Here is a 25,040-nt window from a genome sequence, read left to right as displayed (position 1 = left end):
TTCGATTTTTTTTGTGTACTCGGGGCGGGAATCGAACCCGCACGCCTTTGAAAGCACAGGATTTTAAGTCCTGCGTGTCTACCAGTTCCACCACCCGAGCATTAGCCGCTACCGATCTCCATCGGCTTGGTTAACTTTAAAATAAATGCCTTCTGGTAGGAAGGCATTTGTTTGGAGCGAAAGACGAGATTCGAACTCGCGACCCCGACCTTGGCAAGGTCGTGCTCTACCAACTGAGCTACTTTCGCATTTACAAAACTGATGTTGTCGTTTCGTTTTGGTGATGCAAATATAGGCAGATTTATATTTCTGTCAAGAGATTTCTTGTTAAAAATTTAATATTTAATTTAAATTGCTGGCTTTCAGTGCAAGTAAAATTAAATCAGTTTCAAAACCTTTTGCCTGAAGATAGTTCATCAGCTTATTTTTTCTTTTAAACGGATCATTTTCACTTAAACTCTGTGCTTTTTTAAGGGCCAATTTTTCTATGGTAAGTATGTAATCATCGTCATCGATGCTGTAAATTGCCTTTTGCAAAATTTTATCCGGTACACCTTTCAATTTTAAACCTTGTTTAATTTTAATCCGGCCCCAGTGTTTAATGTTAAATTTGCCTGATGCGTAACTTTTGGCAAACCTTTCTTCATTTAAAAAATTGTTTACAATCAGCTCGCTAATTATTTCTTCAAGTTCATCGCCGCGCATGCCCCATTCTACCAATTTATAACGTACTTCTTTCTGCGAACGCTCCTGGTAAACACAAAAACTTTCTGCTTTGGCCAAAGCTTGTTTTTTATCTAATATTACTGTCTCTTGTTTACTGCTTTTCATAATTAATTACTGAAATTCGTAAAAATTAAAGCGATTACCGTATTTTTCTGAATATAATAGCATGCTAAACCCAATATATACCGTTGCCAAAATAGCCGAAATTTTAAAAGCCGATACCAAAATGGTTGATGGAGAGGTTATTATTCAATACCTCGTGATTGATAGCCGTTCTGTTTTGGTGCCGGAGCATTCTGTTTTTTTTGCACTATCATCCCACCGCGACGGACACGAATTTATAAAAGACGCTTACGCAAAAGATATCCGTAATTTCGTAATTACCGAAGCAAAATATGTTAACCAATACCCCGATTGCAATTTTTTATTGGTTCACGATGCCTTGTCTGCCCTGCAAAAACTAGCCGTTTATCACCGTGAACAGTTCGACTTAAAAACCATTGGCATTACCGGCAGTAACGGTAAAACGATTGTTAAGGAATGGTTGTATCAGCTATTAGCCGCTGATTTTAACATTGTTAAAAGCCCGAAAAGTTATAATTCTCAAATTGGCGTGCCACTTTCCATCTGGCAGCTTGAAGCAGATCATACCCTTGGCATTTTTGAGGCCGGAATTTCTGCGGTAAATGAGATGCAAAGTCTGGCTGAAATTATAAAACCTGAGGTAGGGATTTTAACCAATATTGGCGAAGCACATGCCGAAGGGTTCAGTTCTAAAAAAGAAAAACTGACTGAGAAACTGAAACTTTTTGCTGCATCTGAACTTTTTATTTATTCGCCAGAATATGTAAGCGAAATAAGCATTAAAGAATTGCCAGGCAAAAAACAGTTTAGCTGGAGTAGTAAGCAGGCTGCTGATTTACAGGTGGTTGCTGTAGAGCCTATTGAAGGAAATTGTTATCTGAGGGCAATTTATCAAAATCGTGAAATTGAATGCATTCTGCCTTTTAAAGATAAAGCTTCGATAGAAAATGGCATGATTTGCTGGGCAACGCTGCTCGCTTTAGGTTACACACCAGAGCAGGCCGATTTGCGTCTGGAGAAGCTAAGTCATGTGAGCATGCGTTTGGAACTGAAAAACGGAATTAACCAATGTTCCATTATCGACGATTCATACAGTGCTGATATTTCATCGCTGGCGATAGCACTCGATTTCTTAAACCAGCAAAACCAGCATCCAAAGAAAACAGTTATTCTTTCTGAATTATTTGAAACAGGAAGGGACGATTTCGATTTATATACGGAAATAGCCGAATTGCTCTTACAGAAGAAGGTAAACCGATTAATTGGTATTGGCACACATATTTCGCGCTTTGCTGGCATTTTTAACTTCGAAACCGAGTTTTTTGATGATACCAATGCCTTTATTGAGGCTTTCCCGGGTTTGCAATTTAACCATGAAACCATATTGGTAAAAGGAGCCAGGCGCTTTGAATTCGGCAGAATCAGTAAATTGCTTACCCAAAAAATACATGATACTGTTTTAGAAATCGATCTGAATGCCATGGTGGGCAATCTGCATTTTTATCGTGCAAAGGTTAAACCGGGAGTAAAAATAATGGCTATGGTGAAGGCTTTCTCTTATGGTAGCGGAAGTTTTGAAATAGCCAATTTATTGCAGTTTCATAAGGTAGATTATTTGGCTGTTGCTTATGCCGATGAAGGCATTGCATTACGAAAAGCTGGAATTACTTTGCCTATTATGGTAATGAGCCCTGAAGAATCTGCTTTCGAGGCGATCATAAAACATCACCTTGAACCCGAAATTTACAGTATTGAAATTCTGAACAGTTTCTTAAATTCCCTCTCTGATTATGATTTCGATTACCCTATACACCTCAAAATAGACAGCGGAATGCACCGTTTGGGTTTTGATGAGTCAGAAATAGACCAGCTTTCCATGTTGTTGAAAGATTCGGAGCGGGTAAAAGTTCAGAGTATATTTTCTCACCTGGCGGCAAGTGATGCTGCAGAACACGATGGATTTACCCAACAACAGATTACTAAATTTAAAACCGTTGCCAATCAACTGATCAATGTTTTGGATTACAAACCTTTGCTCCACATTTCTAATACATCCGGCATTTCGCGCTGGCCTGAAGGGCAGCTGGATATGGTGCGTTTAGGCATCGGTTTATACGGTTTTGATTCTGCTTTGGCCAATAATCGGGGCTTACAAACCGTAATGGTACTTAAAACAACCGTTACACAAGTAAAAACCTTGCAACCTGGTGAAACTGTTGGTTATAGCAGAAAAGGTATAATGCCAAACGGCGGTAAAATAGCGACTGTAAAAATTGGATATGCTGATGGTTATACACGTTATTTTGGTAATGGTGTTGGTAAAATGCTGATTAACGGTAATTTAGTTCCTGTAGTAGGTTCTGTTTGTATGGATATGACCATGTTGGATGTAACCGGTATTGATGTAAAACCTGGTGATGAAGCCATAGTTTTTAATAAAGAACATACTATTATGCAACTGGCAAAAGATATCAATACAATCCCTTATGAAATTTTGACAAATATCTCCCAGCGGGTTAAGCGGGTTTATTTTTATGAATAGTTTATTAATTGATGGGTTATGCACCCTACACCGATGAATCAATTACGATTGAACCAATGGCGAATGACTATTGAACGTGCCACGCAAATGAATTAAAAATTGTTATTTTTGCACCATGAATAAAGTCGGGAAAGCTATTTTAAACTATTTGATTAAAGGTTTATTAATTGTTGTGCCCATTGCCGTGAGTATTTTTATTGTAGTTTGGGCAGTTACAACCGTTGATAGCTGGTTAAACGTAAACAATATTTTAGGTGTAAATCCACGCACAGGCGAAAGCCGGAATATCCCAGGTTTGGGTTTATTAACCGTATTAACCCTCATTTTACTTGCAGGAATTTTTGTAACCAATTTGGTAACCGAACCAATGTATAACTGGTTCCAGCGGATTATGCAAAGGTTGCCCTTGCTTAACTTTATCTATTCATCCATCAAAGATTTAACAGAAGCTTTTGTGGGCGATGAAAAGAAATTTAATCACCCTGTGCTGGTTGAGGTGGAAGGTGGATTAAAAAAGATTGGATTTTTAACACAGAACGATCTGCATAAACTTAACCTGCCTAATGAGGTAGCAGTATATTTTCCATTATCTTATTCTTTTGCCGGCCAGCTTTGTATTGTAAGCAGAGAAAAGGTTACCGATTTACACATGACGGCGGCGGACGCCATGAAACTGGTAGTGAGTGGTGGCGTTAGCGGGCTTTAAACACCAAACTATTGTAGCATCTCGCGCGTTTAAACCCCCAAGTTACCGTCTTGCTGAACTTGTTTCAGCATCTATCATACTATGAATTATTTAAGGTTACTTGTCTAATCATTTTCACTTAAACTTAGCTACACGCTAACAATGATATTGAGTAAGCCCTAATCACCGCCAAATAAAATTACCCCACAGATCAAAACGAACACACAGCTATAAAGATCCGTGTTTATCTGTGTCCATCTGTGGTGAGAAACTCTTAACTCAATAACCTGGAGGCGCAACGACCAGGGTAGGTACAAAAAAGTTCCTACTAAGCTTTAAAAAATGCTTTTGAAACTAAGCATGATAAATACAACAATGATAAATCCGAAGAGGAGCCGTGAATAGTATTCCCTTATAAAAAGGCCGCACAATACAACCATATCGTCATCTACATTCGTATGTATCAATCCATTACCTGCAGATGCGTTATATAAAATCTGTTTATCTTTATGGTTATTTAACGACCAGCGACTTAACCAACTGTTCTGGTAGCTCCAATCGAAAGTTTCGCCTGTGGCAAATATGATTTTGGCTTTAAAATTCAACCAATCATACGTAATTACGGCTAAAACTGTGTTTTTGTTATCTACAATTTTAGTTTCGGGTTTAGAAAATCCTTCGCTTTTTAAGAGGTAGATTCCACCCTGAGTAGTGGCAATTGCAGAATTTTTCCATGAACTAAAATTTAAAGAAAATCTCAGCAAACCATTATTTACTACCTGATAGTTACTATCAAATAAACCTTTTCTCCAGTTTAATACCTGTTCCATCTCACAAAAGGGTTAATTTTACTTTTAATTATGGTGATGAAGCGTTGATGTTGAAATAATTGGCATAATGCACACAATAAGTAGCAATGCCCGTTTGTTGTAAATCTGTTTAATAAATAAACCTGCTAAAATCAATAATTCATTGTCTGTATCAGAAGAGATTGCACCACAATTATTGCTGGAACTGTACATGATGTGTTCGTTGTTATAATTGCTTACCGTCCACTGTTTTTTCCATATTCCACTTGATTTCCATTCGTATTGCTCACCCGATTTTAAACTAATTACAGCTTTTGATTTCCAGCAGTCGTAAGTAATCATGGCTACCGTTTCGTTTGTTTTTCTATCAACCACTTTTGTACTCGATTGCCAAACACCCTCATTTATAAACTGATAGTTTTTATCTTCAAAAACGCTTTCTGCATCACTTTTCCACGTTGCAAAAGTTATTGCACCTTTTTGCAGCCTATCAACAAAAAGTTGAAAGTTTCCGTTGAGCCAATTACTTTTCCAATTGATGAATTTCGACATATTTAATTGCGTTTCATTTTAGATGGCAATTCATTTCAGATGTTACATGAAAAAAGTGCTTATTGTTTGTAAGCACTTTTCAGTTTTCAATTAGCAGTTTTCATTTTTCGATTGTCAGTTAACCGATTAACCAATCAATCCATCAAACTTGCCTAGAAATTCGGTTTAAGTACATATTTATCGTAGAAACGGAAAATGTGTTCTGCTGCTTCTTCTGCAGTATCTACCAATCTAAATAGGTTTAAATCTTCTTCATGGATATTGTGTTCTTTTTGCAGCATTGTTCCTTTTATCCAGTCAATTAATCCGCCCCAATAATCTACTCCAAGCAATACAATTGGGAAACGGGCAATTTTACCGGTCTGGATTAGGGTTAAAGCCTCAAAAAGCTCGTCCATGGTTCCAAAACCACCTGGTAAAACCACAAAACCCTGACTATACTTCATAAACATCACCTTGCGGACGAAGAAATAATCAAACTCCAATAATTTATTATGGTCGATATATTTGTTGTGGAATTGCTCAAAAGGTAACTCAATGTTTAAACCTACAGATTTACCGCCATTGGTATGTGCACCTTTGTTACCAGCCTCCATAATACCCGGACCACCGCCTGTTATTACCCCATAACCACGATCGGTTAATAATTTGCCACACTGTTCTGCCAATTGGTAATAGCGGTGTGTTTGCGCTGTACGGGCCGATCCATATATGGTAACGCAAGGACCAATTTTAGCCAGTTTTTCAAAGCCATCTACAAATTCGGCCATGATTTTAAAAATTTGCCAGGAATCTGTTACTTTAATTTCCTGCCAGTCTTTGTTTTCAAAAGCACTTCTAATTTTTTCTTCACTCGTCATATACTGTTATTCTAATATTAAAATCTGGTTTGTGCATCAGTTTTTTTGCTGATGAACAATAAGCCTATAAATGTGATTAAACCGTTAATTAAAATCAGTTCGACACTAAAAACGTAGCCGCCCAATAAAGTGGTAGAGTACGTAGAAAGCAAGTAACATAAAAAAGGTGATAATAAACAAACTATCGGCACTAATTTATCATGTAAACCGCGTTTTTTTACAAATAATCCAAAACTATAGAGCCCTAAAAGCGGTCCGTAGGTATAAGAGGCAATGGTAAAAATCAAGCTCACTACTGATGAACTGTTAAATGCATTAATCACGAGGATTACCAAAAACATTAAAATTGAAAATGCTACGTGCACCGTATGGCGCTTTTTTACAGCATCTTCTGCGTTTACATTTGCAGCTTTATCCATCCCTAAAAAATCGACACAAAATGAGGTAGTTAATGCGGTAAGGGCAGAATCTGTGGTCGCAAATGTTGCGGCCGTTAAACCCAGCATAAATATAATTGCTGGTATTGCACCTAAGTTATTTAGCGCAATTTCTGGAAACAATAAATCTGTACGTGGTTTGCCTGTAATATGATCTAAAGGAATATCAATTCCATTTTTTGCGGCGAAAATGTATAATAATGCACCAACACTCAAAAAGAAAACATTTAAAATTACAAATACCCCTGTAAAAGTAAACATGTTTTTTTGTGCCTCTTTGATGGTGCCCATACTCAGGTTTTTCTGCATCAAATCCTGATCTAAACCCGTCATGGCGATGGTAACAAAAATACCGCCGATAAACTGTTTACTGAAGTAAAATTTGTTGGTGAGGAAATCATTTAGAAAGAAAATTTTTGAATAGCTGCTGTTTTTTACGGTTTCGAATGCCTGAGGAATATCAAAATTCAGGCTGTTACAAATGAAATAAATCGTTAAAAAAACGGACAGCACCAAGAAAAAAGTTTGCAGTGTATCAGTAATAATTATCGTTTTTAACCCACCTTTAAATGTATACGACCAAATTAAGGCCAGTGAAATTAAAACCGTTAACCAAAATGGAATGCCATAATTATCGAAGATAAAGCGTTGCAAAACAATCACCACCAGGTATAATCTTGTTGCAGATCCTAATGTTCGGCTCAATAAAAATATAGATGCTGCTGTTTTATAACTGAAGTGGCCTAATCTTTTCTCTATGTAGCTATAAATAGAGGTTAAATTCATCCGGTAGTAAAGTGGAAGCAAAACCGTGGCTATAATGATAAAACCAACTGCATTGCCGAGTACGAACTGGAAGTATTGAAACTGGTTTCCGCTTGGTGCACCAACCTCGCCCGGTACAGATATAAAGGTAACACCTGATAGGGCTGTGCCAATCATACCAAAGGCCACGAGGTACCATTTAGAATTTCTGTTGGCTATAAAAAATGTCGAATTGTCGGATGAGTTTTTTGAAGTTACAAATGAAATAATAATCAGCAATAGAAAATAACCGATCAGAAAACATAAGAGAATGGTTGGAGACATAGTTTTGTGTTAAGCTGATAAATGTAAGAAATTCGGATTTAATGTCAATGGGTTTAGTTTTGCTATTTGGTTGATAGCTGATTTGGATTAAGATGACGCATTACATGGGTTTAGTTTCGCTATTTGGTTGATAGCTTATGGTTGATAGCCGATTTGCATAGACATAACGCCCAAAGTATAGGGCTCAATTGGTTTAGTTCTGCTATTGGGTTGATGGCTGATGGTTAAATGGTTGATAGCCGATTTGCATAAACATAGCGCACAAAAGTATATGCTCAATGGGTTTAGTTTTGCTATTGGGTTGATGGCTGATTTGCATAAACATAGCGCACAAAAGTATATCGGGGTTAACTAACCATCTGCTATGTAAATATCCCTTCGCAATTGCCAGTTACCAATAAATAAAGAGGACTGAATGCTGAAACATCAAGCCATCAACAATGAACTATTTAACTATTAACCAATAAACTAATGCCTATTGAACTAACAAAGCATTTTACCTATTTTTGCATTATGAATTTTTCATCCAAACTGCTCGAAGATGCGGTAAACGAATTCTCGAAACTTCCTGGTGTGGGGCAAAAAACGGCTTTACGCTTGGTGTTACATCTTTTAAATAAAGAACAGGAGGAGGTGAATCAGTTTGGCAATACATTTATAAAGCTTAAACAACAGATTAAACACTGCACTACCTGCCATAACATTTCGGATTATACCGTGTGCGAAATCTGTACTTCAATTAAGCGCGATAAAGAAACCATTTGTGTGGTAGAAGATACCCGTGATGTAATGGCCATCGAAAATACCGGACAATACTTTGGGGTTTACCATGTTTTGGGTGGATTAATTTCGCCTATGGATGGAATTGGACCTTCTGATTTATTTATAGAAGGATTGGTGTCGCGGATGGCAGTAGGAGGAATTAAAGAAGTAATTTTAGCCTTAAGTCCTAATATGGAGGGCGATACCACACTTTTCTACCTTTATAAAAGATTAAAAGAATTTAATGTTCCTGTAACTACCATTGCAAGAGGTATTGCTTTTGGTGGCGAGTTAGAATATACCGATGAAATTACGCTCGGCAGATCCATTGTAACCCGCGTGCCTTACGAAACAGCAATGATGAAATAATGGTACAGCGTTTCCTGGTTTTCTCCCTGCTAATTTTATCCGGATTGTTTGTTCAGGCACAAGTTAAAATTCACTCACATAACGATTATACCCACCAAAAACCTTTTTATGATGCCGTGCAAAACAAGGCTTTTTCTATAGAAGCTGATGTTTTTGTAGTTGGCAATTCGTTAATTGTTGCCCATAGTAAAAAAGAAATTAAAACAGGCAATACTTTAGATGCATTGTATTTAAAACGGATAAAAACCTTATCTCACAGTAATGAATATTACGCTTTTCAATTGATGGTTGATGTAAAGGGAGATTGGGATTCGACATATCATTTACTGAATAAGGGTTTAAAAAAATATCAGCAATACTTTAATAAGCAGGGTAAAAATAGCATTGTAGTAATTAGTGGAAACCGCCCGGCTGATAGCAGTTTTCATAAATACCCAAATTTATATTTCGATGGTTTGCCCAACCATATTTATAGCCAGGCCGATTTAGCGAAAGTGGCAATGATCAGCGATAATTTTGCCACTTATTCTAAATGGAAAGGTGTTGGAGAAATTTCAACAATGGATAAAGCTAAATTGTTAAACCTGATTCAAAATGCGCATAAAATCGGTAAACCATTCCGTTTTTGGGGTGCGCCCGATACTAAAGCTTGTTGGAAGCTGTTGCATGAGCTTGGTGCAGATATCATCAATTCCGACGAAGTTACTGAAGCCACAAACTATTTTAAAACAAACTAATCAAATCGTTCTACTCAAAATGAATCTAAAAAATAAAGTAATCATTATCACCGGAGCATCCAGCGGAATTGGAAAAGCCTGTGCCGAAGAATTTGCCAAACGTGGTGCCAACCTGGTTTTAGCTGCCCGTCAATATGTAACACTTTGCGAAATTACTGCCGGACTGGAAAAAAAATATGGCATCAGGGCCGTTGCTGTTCAGGCTGACGTGAGTAAAGAAACAGATTGTGAACTGATTATTAAACAAGCTTTGGTTTCGTTTCAACAGATTGATATTTTGGTTAATAACGCTGGTTTATCAATGCGTGCGCTGTTTAATGATTTAGATTTATCGGTACTTAAAAACCTGATGGATGTAAACTTTTGGGGAACAGTATATTGCACAAAATATGCCTTGCCTGAGATTCTTAAAACCAAAGGAACAGTTGTAGGTGTTTCATCAATTGCAGGTTTCCGCGGTTTGCCGGGCCGAACCGGTTATTCGGCCTCTAAATTTGCAATGAACGGTTTTATGGAATCCCTTCGTACCGAATTATTAAAAACGGGTGTAAATGTGTTATTGGCCTGCCCGGGCTTTACCGCATCAAACATTCGCGTAACCGCTTTATCTAAAGATGGTGCCGCACATGGCGAAACCAGTATGGATGAAGGTAAAATGATGACATCAGAAGATGTAGCAAGCATTATTGCCGATGGGATTGAACAACGCAAACGCACCCTCATCATGACCGGACAAGGTAAATTAGCCGTATGGATGAATAAACTCTTTCCGGCTTTTGTTGATAAAAAGGTTTTTGATTTGTTTGCGAAAGAAAAGAATCCGCTGATTAAAGGATAGTGTATTGCGGTTAATGTTTAGTACGTTAAACCGCATTGGATTTAACTTCAATTACTTGTCAGTCTGAGTGGAGTCGAAGATCAATTATTAAAAATCCACTTTTACAACAATTTCGTTTATTGAGTGAAGAGATAAATCTTTATTATGTACAAATCCCTTGTTTTATTAATGCTCCTTTTTCAAACGATACTTTCTTCTGCACAGGTTAAAAAAGTAAAAAATATCAATTATGCAGGCAATGCTGATGAGGCCAATACGCTGAATATTTTTTATAAAAATGACAGTATAAAAAACAAACCTGTTCTCATTTTTATCCACGGTGGCTCCTGGAGCAGTGGCAAAAAAGAAACCTATTGGTGGTTGGGCAGAAACTTTGCACGTAAGGGCGTTGTTACCGTAATCATCAATTACCGTTTGGCACCAAATGTTCAGTATGAGAAAATGGGCGATGATTGTGCCTTAGCGGTTAAATGGGTAAAAGAGCACATTGCTGATTACACAGCAAGCCCGGATAAAATTTTCGTAATGGGCCATTCTGCAGGAGCGCACTTAGGTGAACTGATCAACGCAGATCCTAAATACTTTAAAAAAGCTGGTATCCAAAATCCGATTAAAGGATTAATCCTGAACGATCCTTTTGGCTTAGATATGCAGGAATATTTAATTACAGCAGAAAAAGATCATTTTTACTTCGATTTCATCAGAACTTTTACTGATCAATCTGCCGTTTGGAAACTGGCTTCACCATTAAATTATGTAAATAACATTAAAAATCCGCATTTACTCTTTTTTGGAAGCAAAACTTACGGAGCCATTAAATTGCAAACGCCAAGGTTATACGAAAAACTTAAAGCTAACAACATTCCTGTAGAAATTAAGGAAATTAAAGGCAAAAGCCATGTACCAATGATTAGTCAGATGATTTTTGGTGGAAATGATTTGTATAAAGATATTGTTGGGTTTATACAAAAGTCATCTTCATAAGAGTTGTCAACTTTTTAGCCTATCTGCTATTCAAGTGGAAAACTCTGGAGAACATGCAATTAAGGCGATAGTATTTTTATTGCACCGACCTAGGTTCCATAAACCTGGCAGCAGCGGGCATCCCGATTCCTTCAATCGAGATAAAGCGTATGGCAGGAAGCTATAACCGATTAGCACGGCAATTGCTTTCCAAAAACAAAAACAAGTTTAACATAAGAAAAAGATACTTACACCGTACGGCTAACCTGATCGAGTTTGCTATAATCCATCACCATTTTACCTTCTTCATTGTGGTAATACATTTTCTCAAATCTAGCATCCATTTCTATTTCCTCATCCTGATAACTGGTTCTGGTGTGAATGGTTTGCGAAAAGGTATCGTCAAAAGCTTTAAGTATTACAAAAACTTCTACTTCGGCAAGCTGCAATTCGGTTAATGATTTCTCGTAAAACGGACTTTCTTCGGTTATAGGATGCACGAGTGTCCAGTTTAAAGAAAGAATCCCAATTTTATCGCGTTCTAAAGCCAACGGATAAAACCTTCGCACTTGTTTATTATCAACCGTTTCGTTATACGACATTACCATTTGCACTTCTACCTCAATGAGTTGATTGCGGCGTAAATTTACTAAACGGCACATCAAACCGTGGCCTTTTTCGTAAGGGGCAATAACCATTTTTTTACTGAAACTCACTTTAGAAGTGGGCCGACTGAAACGGCCATATAATAATCCGGTGGCCAGTGCAAAAGCGAGCAAACCCAGCATACTTTCAAAAGCTGCGAGCACACTGGTAACAAAACCTTGTGGCGAAATATGGCCATAACCTACGGTAGAAATGGTTTGGGCTGAGAAGAAAAAGGCATCAAAAAACTGATCGCGAAATGTAACGCCATTAGCACCATTTAAATTTTCTATTCCTACTGCATTGTATAAAACTGCAAAAATCGTATTTACGACAAGGTAAGCGAGTAGGATGACGAAGAAAAACCGCGGCCAGCTCATGGTAACCAATCGGGTATAAGTATCATCGAACTTAAACCATGGTAAGCCTGTACGTTCTATATTTGCAGAACCATCGGGGTTTAGCATGCGCTGATTTTTGGTTACCGGATTGGATCCGAAGCCCAAATCATCATTAAACTGTACTTTTCTTTTGAAGAAAGACATATATTTTTAGAAAGATTTTGGAATATTAAAAAACTATATCAATATTTGCTTTATACAAACATGATAATTAAAAACTTAAATAACAATTGGTGGTGGCATAACGAAATTCGTTAGGCAAATTCTATTGTTATATATTTTAAAATATTTTAAACACAATGAAAAGGATTGCCCAAAAAGCAATCCTTTTTTTTATGCGATTTTTATAGCGATCGTCATGCTGAATTTATTTCAGCACCTTAAAAAAAAGCTTAAAGGCGACGCTAGGTTTGGTGTATGTACGAAACGGAGGAAGATGAATGGTTAGTGGGGACACAGACCATGGGAGACATAGTAATAACGCCCCGGTTCGTGTATGTATGTAACGGAGGAAGATGAATGGTTAGTGGGGACACAGACCATGGGAAATATAATAATAACGCTACGTTTGGTGTATGTACGAAACGGAGGAAGATGAATGGTTAGTGAGGACACAGACCATGGAGATAAATGAGAAATGAATCACAGATAAAAAAGATGAACACGGATAAAATCTGTGTGTATTCGTGTTCATCTGTGGTTAAATAAGATTGAACAATAAACATGAAAAAAATATTAAACCATTTATTCGAGAACAAGAGTTTTAGCAGGGAAGAGGCAAAGAACATTTTAATTTCCATTTCTGAAGGGGCTTTTAATTCTTCACAGATTGCAGCTTTTATAACTGCCTATGCCATGCGCAACATCACCGTGCAGGAGCTACAGGGGTTTCGTGATGCAATGCTTGATACGTGTGTGAAAGTAAACTTATCGGGTTACGATCTTATTGACCTTTGTGGAACGGGTGGCGATGGTAAAGATACTTTTAATATATCTACCTTATCATCATTTGTGGTTGCAGGTGCAGGGCACCATGTGGCCAAACACGGTAACTATGGTGTATCATCTGGCTGCGGTTCTTCTAACGTGATGGAACATTTAGGTTATACTTTTACTAATGATGAGGATACCTTAAAACGCAATTTGGATAAAGCGGGTATTTGTTTTTTACATGCACCATTGTTTAATCCCGCTATGAAAATTGTGGCACCTATCCGTAAAGAACTGGGTGTGAAAACTTTTTTCAATATGTTAGGGCCAATGGTTAACCCCGGGCAGCCAAAATACCAGATGGTGGGCGTATTTAGTTTAGAACTGGCCCGTTTATATGCTTATTTATATCAGGATACCGATAAAAGTTACACCATTGTACATGCCTTGGAAGGTTATGATGAGGTTTCGTTAACCTGTGATGTGAAAACCTTTTCGAATAAAGGAGAGCAGATTTTAACGCTTCAGGATATGGGTTTTGAGCGGGTTGAGGTAAATGCCATAAAAGGTGGAGATACTGTAGAATCATCAGCGAAAATATTTATGGATGTGTTAAATGGCGAGGCTACAGATGTGCAAAACAATGTGGTGCTTTGCAATTCGGCATTGGCAATTAAGACTATTAAACCTGAATTATCTTTTGCCGATTGTTTTTACGCAGCGGAAGAATCGTTAATGAGCAAAAAAGCATTGGAGAGCTTTAAAAACCTATTGGCATGCTAAAATTAAAAGTTTGCGGAATGCGTTTGGCAGCCAATATTGCTGCGGTTGCAGAGCTTCAGCCAGATTATTTGGGTTTCATTTTTTATGAAAAATCGCCGCGCTTAATCAGTGATGTTTCTGCTGAATTAATTAAGTACATTCCTTCTGAGATTAAAACTGTAGGCGTTTTTGTAAATGAAGATATTGAAAAAGTAAAAGATAAGGTAAACACTTTGAAGCTGAAGGCTGTTCAGTTACATGGCAGCGAATCGCCCGAATACTGTGAAACATTAAAATTAAGCTTTCCCGCTTTAGAAGTAATTAAAGCTTTCGGAATAGATGAAGATTTTGATTTTTCAGGTGTCGAAGTTTATTTAAATGTTGTTGATTACTTTTTGTTCGATACCAAAACCAAAGCACACGGTGGATCGGGAAAAACATTTGATTGGTTAGTATTAGATCGATATAAAGATCAAAAGCCTTACTTTTTAAGCGGTGGAATTGACCTTGAACACACCGAAGCAATAAAAAATATACGTGATGAGCGTTTATATGCGCTTGATATTAATAGCAGGTTTGAAATTGAGCCAGGTTTGAAGGATGCCGGGAAGATTAAAGAATTTATTAAAGAAATGAACACGAAATAATGTCATCATGAAGGTGATTAAGTATAAGTTGATCCGTTATTCCCAACTTGATTGGGAATAGTAATGCAATGAGCTTTAAGATTCCCGCCTGTGCTGGAATGACGACTTATCTTGAGCAGCTTTCAATGTGGCAAACTAGTTGATAAAAATATTATGAAATACAAAGTAAACGAAAAAGGATATTATGGAGATTTTGGAGGTGCGTACATCCCCGAAATGCTTTATCCAAACGTAGAAGAATTGCGTCAAAACTATTTAAAGATTATTGATGATGCCGATTTTCAAAAGGAATTTCATCAATTGTTAAAAGATTATGTTGGCCGTCCTTCCCCTTTATACCTTGCTAAAAGATATTCTGAGCGTTTTGGTGCCAATATTTTCTTAAAAAGAGAGGATTTAAATCATACCGGGGCACACAAAATCAACAATACCATCGGGCAGATTTTATTGGCCGAAAAATTGGGCAAAAAAAGAATTATTGCCGAAACAGGAGCGGGGCAGCATGGGGTAGCTACGGCCACAGTTTGTGCTTTACGTAACCTGGAGTGTGTTATTTACATGGGTGAGGTAGATATTGAACGCCAGGCACCAAATGTAGCCCGTATGAAAATGTTGGGCGCAAAGGTTGTTCCGGCAAGTTCAGGAAGTAAAACTTTAAAAGATGCCACCAACGAGGCCATGCGCGATTGGATTAATAACCCGGTTGATACGCATTATATTATCGGTTCGGTAGTTGGTCCACATCCATATCCTGATATGGTTGCCATTTTTCAGTCGATTATTTCTGAAGAAACCAAAAAGCAATTGTTGGAACAAACCGGCAGCGATCAACCTGATTATGTGTTGGCCTGTGTAGGTGGTGGAAGCAATGCCATGGGTATGTTTTACCACTTTATGGATGATGAAAATGTAAAGCTGATTGCTGTTGAAGCTGCCGGAAAAGGGGTATCGAGCGGGTTTTCTGCTGCAACCACTTATTTAGGTAAAGAAGGTGTATTACACGGAAGCAGGAGCATTTTAATGCAAACGCCAGATGGCCAGGTTGTAGAACCACATTCGGTATCAGCCGGATTGGATTATCCGGGTATTGGACCACAGCATGCACATTTGTTTAAAACCGGGCGTGGCCAATATGTTTCCATCACTGATGAAGAAAGTTTAGATGCTGGTTTGCTTTGTACACAATTGGAAGGAATTATCCCGGCCATTGAAAGCGCACACGCTTTGGCTTATTTAGAAAAAATGGAGTTTAAAGGTGGCGAAAATGTAGTGGTTTGCCTTTCAGGCCGTGGTGATAAGGATTTGGATACTTATATTAAATATTTTAACTTATAGATAGATTTGAGAAGTGAGATATTAGAAAGTAGATTTCCTTGCCAGGTCATCAATCTCAAATCTCACATCTCCATCTCACATCTCAAAAGAACATGAATCGAATTAAACAACTCTTCCAGGAGAAGAAAAACATATTATCAATTTATTATACTGCCGGATACCCAAACACCGGCGATACTTTACAGATTGCTGAATTACTAGAGAAATCGGGTGCAGATATGCTCGAGATCGGTTTTCCTTATTCGGATCCTGTTGCCGATGGACCGGTAATTCAGGCCAGCAGTAAACAATCGCTCGATCAGGGCATGACACTTAACTTGCTTTTTGAGCAGTTGAAAGATTTACGTAAAACGGTGAGCATCCCTGTGTTATTAATGGGCTATGTTAATCCTGTTTTGCAGTTTGGTGTCGAAAAATTTTGTGAGGCTTGTGCCGAAGTAGGTGTTGATGGTTGTATAGTACCCGATTTGCCGATGGTAGAGTACGAAGAGTTTTATCAAGATTGCTTTGAGAAACATAACCTGAGCAATGTGTTTTTAATTACCCCTCAAACCGCCGAAGAACGCATTCATAAAATTGATGTTTTAACCAACGGATTTATTTATTTGTTATCATCATCTGCCACTACAGGAAAAAATTTAGAAGTTGGCGATACTACTGAAGCTTATTTTAGCAGGATTAAAAACCTTAACCTAAAGAACCCAACCATGATTGGTTTTGGGATCAGTGATAAACAAACTTTCGATAAAGCCTGCTCGTACGCAAATGGAGCCATTATTGGTACAGCATTCGTTAAAGCAATTGCTCAAGGAAATTTAGAGGAGCAAGTGAGTAGTTTTATGAAAGCGTTTAAAGCTTAATTGTTTACCACTAAGGCACAGAGACACTAAGATTGCGCTTTGTGTACTTTGTGCCTTTGTGGTATTCCTTCCTATGCCATATCATCATTCCTAACCTGATTGGGAATCGTAATGCTGTGGTAGGGTTTTTATGCTGCATTAAGGTTTCCGCCTGCGCCTGAAACACGACCTATCTTAGTAAGCATTATTGGTATTCCTTCCTAGGCCATATCGTCATTCCCAACTTGATTGGGAATCGTAATGCTCTGGTAGGGTTTTTATGCCGCATTAGGTGTCCCGCCTGCGTTTGAAAAACAACCTATCTCATTACAAACTTCATTGCCTTTGTGCCTCTGTGGTTATACCCCTTTCTGCACATCGAGGCAAACAAACTGCCAAATCGCGCATCATTATCCTAACCTGTCAATCTGAATAGCACATCTGTCAGTCAGTTTTGCCACGCAGAAAATCACATTTCATCATCTCAAGAAAAATGTTTTAAATTAATAATATGCGTTTTAACAGCTTTAACCGCTGATTTGCACCTGCCAAACAGTGCCTAAAAATGTTTATGACAAATCAATGATTGTGAATTCTGTAATTGGTTCTACATTTGCTTAACGGTGTTAGATTATTTACACCTAATATTCCAATCATGGGAAGTAAAGAAAGAATTCTACGTTTAAAAGATGAAACCAGAACAAAAATTCTGGATGCTGCCTTGAACATTGTTCAAACTGAGGGCTGGCAGGCATTGAGTATGCGTAAAATTGCCGACCAGATTGAGTATACTGCACCAATTATTTACGAGTACTTTTCTAACAAAGATGGCATCTTACTGGAACTTACCAGACGAGGTTATTTGATGTTGGCCAAAGATATCCGCGAGGCCCGAGACAAACACGAATCTCCGGAAGATAAAATGGAAGCCATGTGGATTGCCTACTGGAACTTCGCTTTTAACCATAAAGAATTTTATCAGTTGATGTATGGTGTGGATATGGTTTGTTGTACAGTAAAAAATTCAATGCCCGAAGCCGAAAACGTAGGTGGTATGCTTGGCGATGTGATTGAATCATTATTCGAGAAGAAACCAGTATCAGATGATGATATCTGCATGAAGTATTACACTTACTGGTCTATCATTCATGGCTTAATTTCCATTAACCTGGTTCGCCCTAATGGAAGAACAACCGACGAACTAAACCAACAAATTTTAAAGGATGCCATCAAAGGCATTACATTATCCATTAACAGCTAATTTTTTTTTACCCCTTAATTTAACACTGTTAAATTATTTATACACTTTAATTCCAATTAAATTTAATCATATGAAATCTCTACATCGCTTGTATCCCTTACTTAACACCGTTAAATGGTTTAATAGTATTAAGTTATTGTTAACAATTTCGCTTCTTTCCATTGCTTTGGTGAGTTGTAAATCTGCTCCCGATCAGGCTGCAGCTGCACCACCGCCACCAGTTTTACCTGTAACCTCGATTAATGCGAGTACAGAAACTACGTTTGTAGATTATCCGGCATCGATACAGGGTGCTGTTGATATTGATGTACGGCCGCAGGTTAGTGGTTATTTACAAAGTGTACTGGTTAACGAAGGTGCTTATGTAACTGCAGGCCAAACGCTTTTTAAAATAAATGAAAATCCTTTCCGCGAGGCTTTAAACAATGCAAAAGCAAGCTTACATGCTGCTGAAGCTGCAATTTTAAATGCACAGCTTGAAGTAGATAAATTAACCCCGCTTGTGCAAAATAAGGTTGTATCTGATTTTCAGTTAAAAACTGCTAAAACAGCACTTAAAATAGCACAGGCTAATGCCGAGCAGGCTAAAGCCGGTGTGGCTTCGGCACAAATTAATTTAGGTTATACCAATGTTAAGGCTACCGTAAGTGGTTACATTGGCCGTATCCCTAAAAAACAGGGCAGCCTGGTTTCGCCGACTGACCAGGTTGCTTTAACGCAGTTATCTGATATACATGAGGTACATGTTTATTTCGCACTTGCGGAAAACGACTTCAATAACTTTAATGTAAACTACCCTGGCAAAACCCCTGCCGACAGGATTAAGCATTTACCTGCTGTTGAACTTTTATTATCGGATAACAGTGTTTACCCGCTTAAAGGTAAAATTGACATGATTGATGGTCAGTTTGATAAAAACACGGGTTCTATTACACTCAGGGCTAGTTTCCCTAATGCAAGTGGTGTGCTCCGCTCGGGTAATACGGGCAAAATACATTTAGGGTTACAACATGATGATGCCATTCTGGTACCGCAATCGGCTACGGTAGAAATGCAGGATAAGGTATTTGTATTTACCGTTGGCGATAGCAGCAAGGTTAAAAAACAGGCCATTGGCATTGTGGGTAAAGCAGGTGAAAATTACCTGGTTAACAGTGGTGTTAAAGCGGGCGACCAGATTGTATTGAGCGGCATTGATAAATTACAGGAGGGCATGGTTATCCAACCTCAAAAGGCAGCTGATAAGGTAGCTGTGGCAAAAACAAAAAACTAATACAACACTTAAAGTTTAAGAAGTCATGTTTCAGAAATTTATAAACAGGCCGGTACTTTCAACAGTAATTTCCATCTTATTGGTAATTGTTGGTATACTTGGCTTATCAAAGTTGCCCTTAGAGCGCTTTCCAAATATCGCACCTCCGTCGGTATTGGTTACTGCGGTGTACCCTGGGGCAAATGCCGAAACCATTTTACGTTCGGTAACTCCTTCGCTGGAGGAAGCAATTAACGGTGTGGAGAACATGACATACATGACCTCCAGTGCCAGTAACGATGGTACCCTGGCCATTACAGTATACTTTCAACAGGGAACTAACCCCGATCAGGCTGCTGTTAACGTTCAAAACCGTGTATCGCAGGCTACAAGCCAGTTGCCTGCAGAAGTTGTACAATATGGTATAACCACTACTAAACAGCAAAACAGTTTTATCGGTGCAATTGGTGTTTACTCTGAAGACCCTAAAAAATATGATGCGGTTTTTGTAAACAACTATGCGCAGATTAACATTATACCGGAGCTTAAACGTATCCCTGGTGTAGGTTCTGCAAGTGTATTTGGGGGTATTAAAGATTATTCGATGCGGATTTGGTTAAACCCAAGTCAGTTGGCTAATTATAAAATAACGCCTAATGAGGTTATCAGTGCCATACAGGATAAAAACCTTGAGGCTGCTCCGGGCAGGCTTGGCGAACGTAGCGATGAGGCTTTTGAATATGTAATTAAATATAAAGGTAAGCTTACCAAACCTGATGAGTACCAGAATATCGCGATCCGCTCTAACGCTGATGGTTCTATTTTGCGCTTAAAAGATGTGGCCCGTGTAGAGCTGGGTGCTTATAGTTATGGTAGTGTAAACCGTTTAAACGGGCACGATGGGATTACGATTGGTGTAATTCAGTTATCGGGTTCGAATGCGAATGAGATACAGATTTCGATTGATAAACTGTTGGCAAAACTATCTAAAGATTTTCCGGCAGGGATTAAATATAACCAGTTTTACCGTACCAAAACCGATCTTGATGAATCCATCAACCAGGTTGAGCATACTTTGATTGAGGCTTTCTTGTTGGTGTTTATCGTAGTATTTATTTTCCTTCAGGATTTCAGGTCTACTTTAATTCCGGCTATTGCGGTTCCGGTTGCTATTATTGGTACTTTCTTTTTTATGCAGTTGTTCGGTTTCTCGGTTAACCTTTTAACGTTGTTTGCACTTGTACTGGCTATCGGTATTGTGGTTGATGATGCGATTGTGGTGGTAGAAGCGGTGCATGCAAAAATGGAAGAAGACCCCACGCTTTCTCCTAAGCAGGCCACTACCCAGGCCATGAGCGAAATTACAGGGGCAATTATATCGATTACACTGGTTATGGCTGCGGTATTTTTACCGGTAGGTTTTATGACGGGTTCTACTGGTATATTTTACAAACAGTTTGCTTTAACCATGGCTATTGCCATTATTATATCGGCTGTTAACGCTTTAACTTTAAGCCCGGCGCTTGCTGCTTTATTTTTAAAGAATAAACATGCCGATGGCCATAAGGCTCCTAAGAAAGGCTTTGTAGAAAAGTTTTATGCTGGGTTTAACGGTGGCTTTAACTATATGACTAACCGCTATGTTGGCGGCTTAAAGGTGCTTATCCGTAATAAATGGTTAAGTATGGGCGGGCTTTTGTTAATTGTATTGGTTACGGTTTTCCTGGTAAGCAGAACCAAAACTGGTTTTATCCCTACAGAGGATCAGGGCTTTGTGGCTATTGCGGTTGCAAGTCCATCGGGAACTTCGTTAGCGAATACGAACAAAATGTTAAAACAGGCCGAAAAGGAGTTAAGGGCTATGCCATCGGCAAGGTTCGTAATGTCGTTGGCTGGTTATAACTTTTTAACGGCATCCAACAGTTCGTCGGCAGGACAGATTTTCTTATTGTTGAAACCGAATGAGGAGCGGGGCGAAGTTAAAAACATCGATGAGATACAGAATATTGTAAGGGCTAAAATGGCGGCTATATCTGCTGGTACTTTCTTTGTATTCAGTTTTCCTACGGTGCCTGGTTTTAGTAACGTTGAGGCAATGAATGTGATGTTGCAGGATAAAACAAACGGCAGACTGGATAAATTTAGTGGTGTGGCGAATAACTTTATTGCGAAGTTAATGGCTAAACCTGCAATTGCCTATGCTTTTACTTCGTACAAAGCAGATTATCCGCAGTTACAATTGGATGTTAACGATGAAAAGGCTGATCAGCTGGGTGTAAGTAAAAAGGATATTCTGCAAACGATGCAAACTTATTTCGGTACTGCGCAGGCATCAGATTTTAACCGCTTTGGTAAATATTACCGTGTGGTGGTGCAGGCTGATATTGCCGACAGGACTGACCCTTCGGCTATTGATCGTGTGTTTGTTAAAAACAAAGCTGGCGAAAGTGTGCCAATTAGTACGCTGGTTAAATTAACCCGTGTATATGGTTCGGAAACGGCTTCGCGTTATAACCTGTTTAATTCTATCGAGGTTAATGCAATTCCTAAACCTGGCTTTAGCTCGGGTGATGCGATTAAAGCGATTGAGGAAACGGCCAAAGAACAATTGCCAACTGGTTACGCTTACGAATTTTCGGGCCAAACGCGTGAGGAAATTTCTTCGGGCGGGCAGTCTACAGTGATTTTCCTGTTGTGTTTGGTATTTGTTTATTTCTTATTATCGGCACAGTATGAAAGTTATATCCTGCCATTGGCGGTAATACTTTCTATCCCTACTGGTATATTCGGTGTGTTTGTGGTATTGGGTTTAACTGGTATCGAAAATAACATTTATGTACAGGTAGCACTGATTATGCTTATCGGTTTGCTGGCCAAAAATGCGATTCTGATTGTGGAGTTTGCGGTGCAGCGACGAAGGGCAGGGCTTAGTTTGGTAGATTCGGCTATTGAGGCTGCGCGCTTAAGGATCAGGCCGATCATCATGACATCACTTGCGTTTGTATTCGGCTTATTCCCGATGAGTATTGCAACCGGTCCATCAGCACAGGGTAACCACTCTATCAGTATCGGTGCTGCGGGTGGTATGGTTTCGGGTGTAATTTTAGGTTTGTTCATCATTCCGGTACTTTTCGTGATCTTCCAGGCTTTACAGGAAAAACTATCAAAAAAATCATCAAATGAGGTTGTTCATCACCATGGAGAACCTGTAAATAATCATGCAGTTTATGAAACGGTTTAATCTAATTACCATCCTGCTCCTTGCTTTAATATGGAGCGGATGTTCGGTTTCGAAAGATACAGCCTTGCCTAATGTGGTGCCTGGCTTGTTTAGAAACTCATCACCTAAAGATTCTTCGAGTGTTGGCTCTATGCCTTTGAAGAGTTTTATTAATGACCTTACTGTGCAAAATTTAATTGATACGGCTTTGGTTAAAAATTACGATATGCAAATTGCATTGAAAAATATCGATGCAGCTGAAGTATTGTTTAAACAATCGAAACTGGGCTATTTGCCTGAGCTTAAACTGCAGGTTGCTGCAAGCTCGAGCCGCCCATCGGATAACAGTTTAAACGGCTTAAGTTTAAACCAGTTTACGGGCTCTACACACATTGAAGATTACAATGCTAATTTGGGTGTGGTTTGGGAAGCGGATATCTGGGGTAAAATACGCAATCAAAAAGCTGGCGCTTTAGCCAGTTTTTTGCAAACAGAAGAGGCACGTAAGGCTGTGCAAACGCGTTTGGTAAGTAATGTTGCCCAAGGTTATTATAATTTGCTGATGCTTGATGCGCAGTTGGAAATTGCCAAAAAGAACCTTAAACTGAATGATAGTACACTTCGGATTATCAATTTACAGTTTGATGCCGGGCAGGTTACTTCACTGGCTATACAACAGGCGCAGGCTCAACAGTTAAATGCAGCACAGCTGATACCGCGTTTGGAGCAGAATGTAACTTTACAGGAAAATGCTTTGAGTGTTTTGATTGGTACTTTGCCTAAGGCGATTAACCGCGATAGCCGTTTGGATAAAATGAATATTCCGCAGGATTTAAATGCTGGTTTCCCATCGTCGATGTTGAGCCGCAGGCCTGATATTAAAAATGCCGAACTGGCTTTAACCATTGCCAATGCAAAGGTTGGGGTTGCAAAAGCAAGTTTATACCCATCGTTGGTAATTACCGCAAGTGGTGGCATCAACTCGTTTAAAGCAAGCAACTGGTTTAACGTGCCTGCATCATTATTCGGCCTGGTTGGTGCGGGGATTACGCAACCGATTTTCCAAAGAGGGCAGTTAAAAACTTCTCTTGAACTGGCTAAAATAGACCGTGAGAAATCGGTAATCCAGTTTCGCCAGTCGGTATTAAATGCTGTAGGCGAAGTATCGGATGAGTTAACGAAAGTAGAGAAACTTAAAGCGCAATATAGTATTGCCGAAAAAAGGGCACAAACTTTACAACAGGCATCTAAAAATGCCAGTATGTTATTTAAAAGCGGTATGGCTAATTATTTAGAGGTTATTACGGCACAAGGCAATCTATTACAAAGTGAACTGGAGTTAACTACCATTAAAACTGAACAGCTTAATGCTGTTGTTGGTTTGTACCGCTCGTTAGGGGGGGGATGGCAGTAAGCGTACATCGCTCGTGATTGCTGAGGTTTTACTAGCTTAAGCTGAAGTAATTTATAAAAAGTATTTAAAGCGTTTTTTTACAAAGACACTAAGATTGCCAGGTATTAACTGGTGGTTTTGGTGTTTTTGTTTTTTTAGAGTATTAAGGGAGCATTCATCCGTCATCTCGACCGTAGTGGAGAGATCTTTGGATTTACTATTACCATAAATCCGTCATTGCGAGGCTGGGGGAGAGCGAGCCGAAGCAATCTTTGTTGTAAATTCCTAATACGGCCGTCATTCCCGCGCATGCGGGAATCGTAATGCGGTCGCTATTTTGGCTAGTTTGCTCGGGCTTGCCATTCTCGCAGTCTTGCCTCGGCTCACCACCGCCGAGGGGGCTCTTACTTTTGGCTTGGCCCAAAAGTAACAAACCTGAGCGCAGCGAAAGCATGACTACCTATAAAAACAACAAACACAAAGGCATAACTGAAAGGCTTGGAAMTGATGTCGGATAAATTCGTWAAAGCTTTTTGGTCGYCAGCACAAGTTCCGCCGAAGGGGCGGAAAGTGTGTGCTGCCTCAATGCAACGATGGAAAGAAAGGTAATGATAAAGCTTTAACGTTTTATCCTTCCATCATTTCCTATGCCGGATAGCAGGGAGCAGATAGCATAATTCAAATAGCATGATGCAGAGAATGCGTTAAATTCGTCATTGCGAAGCTGGGAGAGAGCGAGCTGAAGCAATCTTTCTAATAATGTTTCTAAACGGTCGTCATTCTCGCGCATGCGGGAATCTTAAAGCTTTCGCTCCGCTCGGGCTTGCCTCGGTTACCGATATGAAATCGGTACAGGTCGGCCACCGAAGGGCTTTTACTTTTGGCTTGGCCCAAAAGTAACA

At 38.9% G+C, this 25,040-nt stretch carries 20 protein-coding genes and 2 tRNA genes; 14 read left to right on the top strand and 8 right to left on the bottom strand.

What is annotated here, in order from left to right:
- Positions 1 to 16: 16 nt before the first annotated feature.
- From ASE74_RS15415 to ASE74_RS15405, 3 genes are all read right to left on the bottom strand, one after another.
- Positions 17 to 100: transfer RNA gene (locus ASE74_RS15415), tRNA-Leu, on the bottom strand.
- 72 nt (positions 101 to 172) lie between these two features.
- Positions 173 to 248: transfer RNA gene (locus ASE74_RS15410), tRNA-Gly, on the bottom strand.
- Between the two features lie 94 nt (positions 249 to 342).
- Complete coding sequence (locus ASE74_RS15405; RefSeq protein WP_055910922.1) at positions 343 to 831, bottom strand: regulatory protein RecX; 489 nt, start codon at positions 829 to 831, stop codon at positions 343 to 345.
- 61 nt (positions 832 to 892) lie between these two features.
- Between ASE74_RS15405 and ASE74_RS15400 the strand changes: the two genes are divergently transcribed.
- Both ASE74_RS15400 and ASE74_RS15395 read left to right on the top strand, forming a co-directional pair.
- Positions 893 to 3,352, top strand: a complete 2,460-nt coding sequence (locus ASE74_RS15400; protein ID WP_055910920.1) for a bifunctional UDP-N-acetylmuramoyl-tripeptide:D-alanyl-D-alanine ligase/alanine racemase — start codon at positions 893 to 895, stop codon at positions 3,350 to 3,352.
- 115 nt (positions 3,353 to 3,467) lie between these two features.
- Positions 3,468 to 4,058, top strand: a complete 591-nt coding sequence (locus ASE74_RS15395) for a DUF502 domain-containing protein (protein WP_055910918.1) — start codon at positions 3,468 to 3,470, stop codon at positions 4,056 to 4,058.
- A gap of 314 nt (positions 4,059 to 4,372) precedes the next feature.
- Here ASE74_RS15395 and ASE74_RS15390 read toward each other — a convergent pair whose 3' ends face one another.
- The 4 genes from ASE74_RS15390 to ASE74_RS15375 all read right to left on the bottom strand — a co-directional run bounded on the left by ASE74_RS15390 (position 4,373) and on the right by ASE74_RS15375 (position 7,784).
- Positions 4,373 to 4,867: a hypothetical protein gene (locus ASE74_RS15390; RefSeq protein ID WP_055910916.1), complete on the bottom strand. Its 495-nt coding sequence runs from the start codon at positions 4,865 to 4,867 to the stop codon at positions 4,373 to 4,375.
- 24 nt (positions 4,868 to 4,891) lie between these two features.
- Positions 4,892 to 5,398, bottom strand: a complete 507-nt coding sequence (locus ASE74_RS15385) for a hypothetical protein (RefSeq protein WP_055910914.1) — start codon at positions 5,396 to 5,398, stop codon at positions 4,892 to 4,894.
- A 152-nt stretch (positions 5,399 to 5,550) separates the two neighbouring features.
- The gene (locus tag ASE74_RS15380; protein WP_055910912.1) at positions 5,551 to 6,258 is read right to left on the bottom strand and encodes a TIGR00730 family Rossman fold protein; all 708 of its coding nucleotides are present in this window, start codon (positions 6,256 to 6,258) and stop codon (positions 5,551 to 5,553) included.
- A gap of 17 nt (positions 6,259 to 6,275) precedes the next feature.
- Entirely contained in the window at positions 6,276 to 7,784 is a 1,509-nt protein-coding gene (locus ASE74_RS15375) for a sodium:solute symporter (protein ID WP_055910910.1), read from the bottom strand.
- Positions 7,785 to 8,297: 513 nt separating this feature from the next.
- Between ASE74_RS15375 and recR the strand changes: the two genes are divergently transcribed.
- The 4 genes from recR (at position 8,298) to ASE74_RS15355 (ending at position 11,474) form a co-directional block, all read left to right on the top strand.
- The gene (recR, locus tag ASE74_RS15370; RefSeq protein WP_055910908.1) at positions 8,298 to 8,915 is read left to right on the top strand and encodes a recombination mediator RecR; all 618 of its coding nucleotides are present in this window, start codon (positions 8,298 to 8,300) and stop codon (positions 8,913 to 8,915) included.
- Positions 8,915 to 9,652 (top strand): hypothetical protein, encoded by a 738-nt coding sequence (locus ASE74_RS15365; protein WP_055910906.1) that lies wholly within the window; start codon positions 8,915 to 8,917, stop codon positions 9,650 to 9,652. Before recR ends, ASE74_RS15365 begins: the two co-directional genes overlap by 1 nt.
- Positions 9,653 to 9,671: 19 nt before the next feature.
- Positions 9,672 to 10,490 (top strand): SDR family oxidoreductase, encoded by an 819-nt coding sequence (locus ASE74_RS15360; RefSeq protein ID WP_055910904.1) that lies wholly within the window; start codon positions 9,672 to 9,674, stop codon positions 10,488 to 10,490.
- A 144-nt stretch (positions 10,491 to 10,634) separates the two neighbouring features.
- Entirely contained in the window at positions 10,635 to 11,474 is an 840-nt protein-coding gene (locus tag ASE74_RS15355) for an alpha/beta hydrolase (protein WP_055910903.1), read from the top strand.
- Between the two features lie 227 nt (positions 11,475 to 11,701).
- Here the strand turns inward: ASE74_RS15355 and ASE74_RS15350 are convergent, their stop codons facing one another.
- Positions 11,702 to 12,643, bottom strand: coding sequence for an ion channel (locus ASE74_RS15350; protein WP_055910901.1), 942 nt, complete (start codon positions 12,641 to 12,643; stop codon positions 11,702 to 11,704).
- Positions 12,644 to 13,222: 579 nt separating this feature from the next.
- On the opposite strand from ASE74_RS15350, the gene trpD reads away from it, so the two are divergent.
- From trpD to ASE74_RS15310, 8 genes are all read left to right on the top strand, one after another.
- Entirely contained in the window at positions 13,223 to 14,212 is a 990-nt protein-coding gene (gene trpD / locus ASE74_RS15345) for an anthranilate phosphoribosyltransferase (RefSeq protein WP_055910900.1), read from the top strand.
- Complete coding sequence (locus ASE74_RS15340; protein ID WP_055910897.1) at positions 14,206 to 14,838, top strand: phosphoribosylanthranilate isomerase; 633 nt, start codon at positions 14,206 to 14,208, stop codon at positions 14,836 to 14,838. Before trpD ends, ASE74_RS15340 begins: the two co-directional genes overlap by 7 nt.
- Before the next feature lie 153 nt (positions 14,839 to 14,991).
- Positions 14,992 to 16,173, top strand: a complete 1,182-nt coding sequence (gene trpB / locus ASE74_RS15335; RefSeq protein ID WP_132396539.1) for a tryptophan synthase subunit beta — start codon at positions 14,992 to 14,994, stop codon at positions 16,171 to 16,173.
- Positions 16,174 to 16,265: 92 nt separating this feature from the next.
- Complete coding sequence (gene trpA / locus ASE74_RS15330) at positions 16,266 to 17,033, top strand: tryptophan synthase subunit alpha (RefSeq protein WP_055910895.1); 768 nt, start codon at positions 16,266 to 16,268, stop codon at positions 17,031 to 17,033.
- 634 nt (positions 17,034 to 17,667) lie between these two features.
- Positions 17,668 to 18,273 carry a TetR/AcrR family transcriptional regulator gene (locus ASE74_RS15325; RefSeq protein WP_055910893.1) on the top strand — a complete coding sequence of 202 codons (606 nt, stop codon included), beginning with the start codon at positions 17,668 to 17,670 and terminating at the stop codon, positions 18,271 to 18,273.
- A gap of 70 nt (positions 18,274 to 18,343) precedes the next feature.
- Positions 18,344 to 19,546 carry an efflux RND transporter periplasmic adaptor subunit gene (locus ASE74_RS15320; protein ID WP_055910926.1) on the top strand — a complete coding sequence of 401 codons (1,203 nt, stop codon included), beginning with the start codon at positions 18,344 to 18,346 and terminating at the stop codon, positions 19,544 to 19,546.
- Positions 19,547 to 19,571: 25 nt separating this feature from the next.
- The gene (locus tag ASE74_RS15315; RefSeq protein ID WP_055910891.1) at positions 19,572 to 22,766 is read left to right on the top strand and encodes an efflux RND transporter permease subunit; all 3,195 of its coding nucleotides are present in this window, start codon (positions 19,572 to 19,574) and stop codon (positions 22,764 to 22,766) included.
- Complete coding sequence (locus ASE74_RS15310) at positions 22,753 to 24,159, top strand: TolC family protein (RefSeq protein ID WP_055910924.1); 1,407 nt, start codon at positions 22,753 to 22,755, stop codon at positions 24,157 to 24,159. The genes ASE74_RS15315 and ASE74_RS15310 overlap by 14 nt, the downstream gene beginning before the upstream one ends.
- Positions 24,160 to 25,040 lie beyond the last annotated feature (881 nt).

It is taken from the genome of Pedobacter sp. Leaf216, assembly GCF_001421515.1.
In the GTDB taxonomy this organism is placed as follows: domain Bacteria; phylum Bacteroidota; class Bacteroidia; order Sphingobacteriales; family Sphingobacteriaceae; genus Pedobacter.
The sequence above is the reverse complement of the archived record's forward strand: the minus strand, read 5'-3'. Positions and strand labels throughout refer to the sequence as shown.

What these genes read in the sequence shown, in the direction of transcription:
- ASE74_RS15405 (WP_055910922.1), bottom strand. Translation starts at nt 831, where the DNA reads ATGAAAAGCAGTAAACAAGAGACAGTAATATTAGATAAAAAACAAGCT.
- ASE74_RS15400 (WP_055910920.1), top strand. Translation starts at nt 893, where the DNA reads ATGCTAAACCCAATATATACCGTTGCCAAAATAGCCGAAATTTTAAAA.
- ASE74_RS15395 (WP_055910918.1), top strand. Translation starts at nt 3,468, where the DNA reads ATGAATAAAGTCGGGAAAGCTATTTTAAACTATTTGATTAAAGGTTTA.
- ASE74_RS15390 (WP_055910916.1), bottom strand. Translation starts at nt 4,867, where the DNA reads ATGGAACAGGTATTAAACTGGAGAAAAGGTTTATTTGATAGTAACTAT.
- ASE74_RS15385 (WP_055910914.1), bottom strand. Translation starts at nt 5,398, where the DNA reads ATGTCGAAATTCATCAATTGGAAAAGTAATTGGCTCAACGGAAACTTT.
- ASE74_RS15380 (WP_055910912.1), bottom strand. Translation starts at nt 6,258, where the DNA reads ATGACGAGTGAAGAAAAAATTAGAAGTGCTTTTGAAAACAAAGACTGG.
- ASE74_RS15375 (WP_055910910.1), bottom strand. Translation starts at nt 7,784, where the DNA reads ATGTCTCCAACCATTCTCTTATGTTTTCTGATCGGTTATTTTCTATTG.
- recR (WP_055910908.1), top strand. Translation starts at nt 8,298, where the DNA reads ATGAATTTTTCATCCAAACTGCTCGAAGATGCGGTAAACGAATTCTCG.
- ASE74_RS15365 (WP_055910906.1), top strand. Translation starts at nt 8,915, where the DNA reads ATGGTACAGCGTTTCCTGGTTTTCTCCCTGCTAATTTTATCCGGATTG.
- ASE74_RS15360 (WP_055910904.1), top strand. Translation starts at nt 9,672, where the DNA reads ATGAATCTAAAAAATAAAGTAATCATTATCACCGGAGCATCCAGCGGA.
- ASE74_RS15355 (WP_055910903.1), top strand. Translation starts at nt 10,635, where the DNA reads ATGTACAAATCCCTTGTTTTATTAATGCTCCTTTTTCAAACGATACTT.
- ASE74_RS15350 (WP_055910901.1), bottom strand. Translation starts at nt 12,643, where the DNA reads ATGTCTTTCTTCAAAAGAAAAGTACAGTTTAATGATGATTTGGGCTTC.
- trpD (WP_055910900.1), top strand. Translation starts at nt 13,223, where the DNA reads ATGAAAAAAATATTAAACCATTTATTCGAGAACAAGAGTTTTAGCAGG.
- ASE74_RS15340 (WP_055910897.1), top strand. Translation starts at nt 14,206, where the DNA reads ATGCTAAAATTAAAAGTTTGCGGAATGCGTTTGGCAGCCAATATTGCT.
- trpB (WP_132396539.1), top strand. Translation starts at nt 14,992, where the DNA reads ATGAAATACAAAGTAAACGAAAAAGGATATTATGGAGATTTTGGAGGT.
- trpA (WP_055910895.1), top strand. Translation starts at nt 16,266, where the DNA reads ATGAATCGAATTAAACAACTCTTCCAGGAGAAGAAAAACATATTATCA.
- ASE74_RS15325 (WP_055910893.1), top strand. Translation starts at nt 17,668, where the DNA reads ATGGGAAGTAAAGAAAGAATTCTACGTTTAAAAGATGAAACCAGAACA.
- ASE74_RS15320 (WP_055910926.1), top strand. Translation starts at nt 18,344, where the DNA reads ATGAAATCTCTACATCGCTTGTATCCCTTACTTAACACCGTTAAATGG.
- ASE74_RS15315 (WP_055910891.1), top strand. Translation starts at nt 19,572, where the DNA reads ATGTTTCAGAAATTTATAAACAGGCCGGTACTTTCAACAGTAATTTCC.
- ASE74_RS15310 (WP_055910924.1), top strand. Translation starts at nt 22,753, where the DNA reads ATGAAACGGTTTAATCTAATTACCATCCTGCTCCTTGCTTTAATATGG.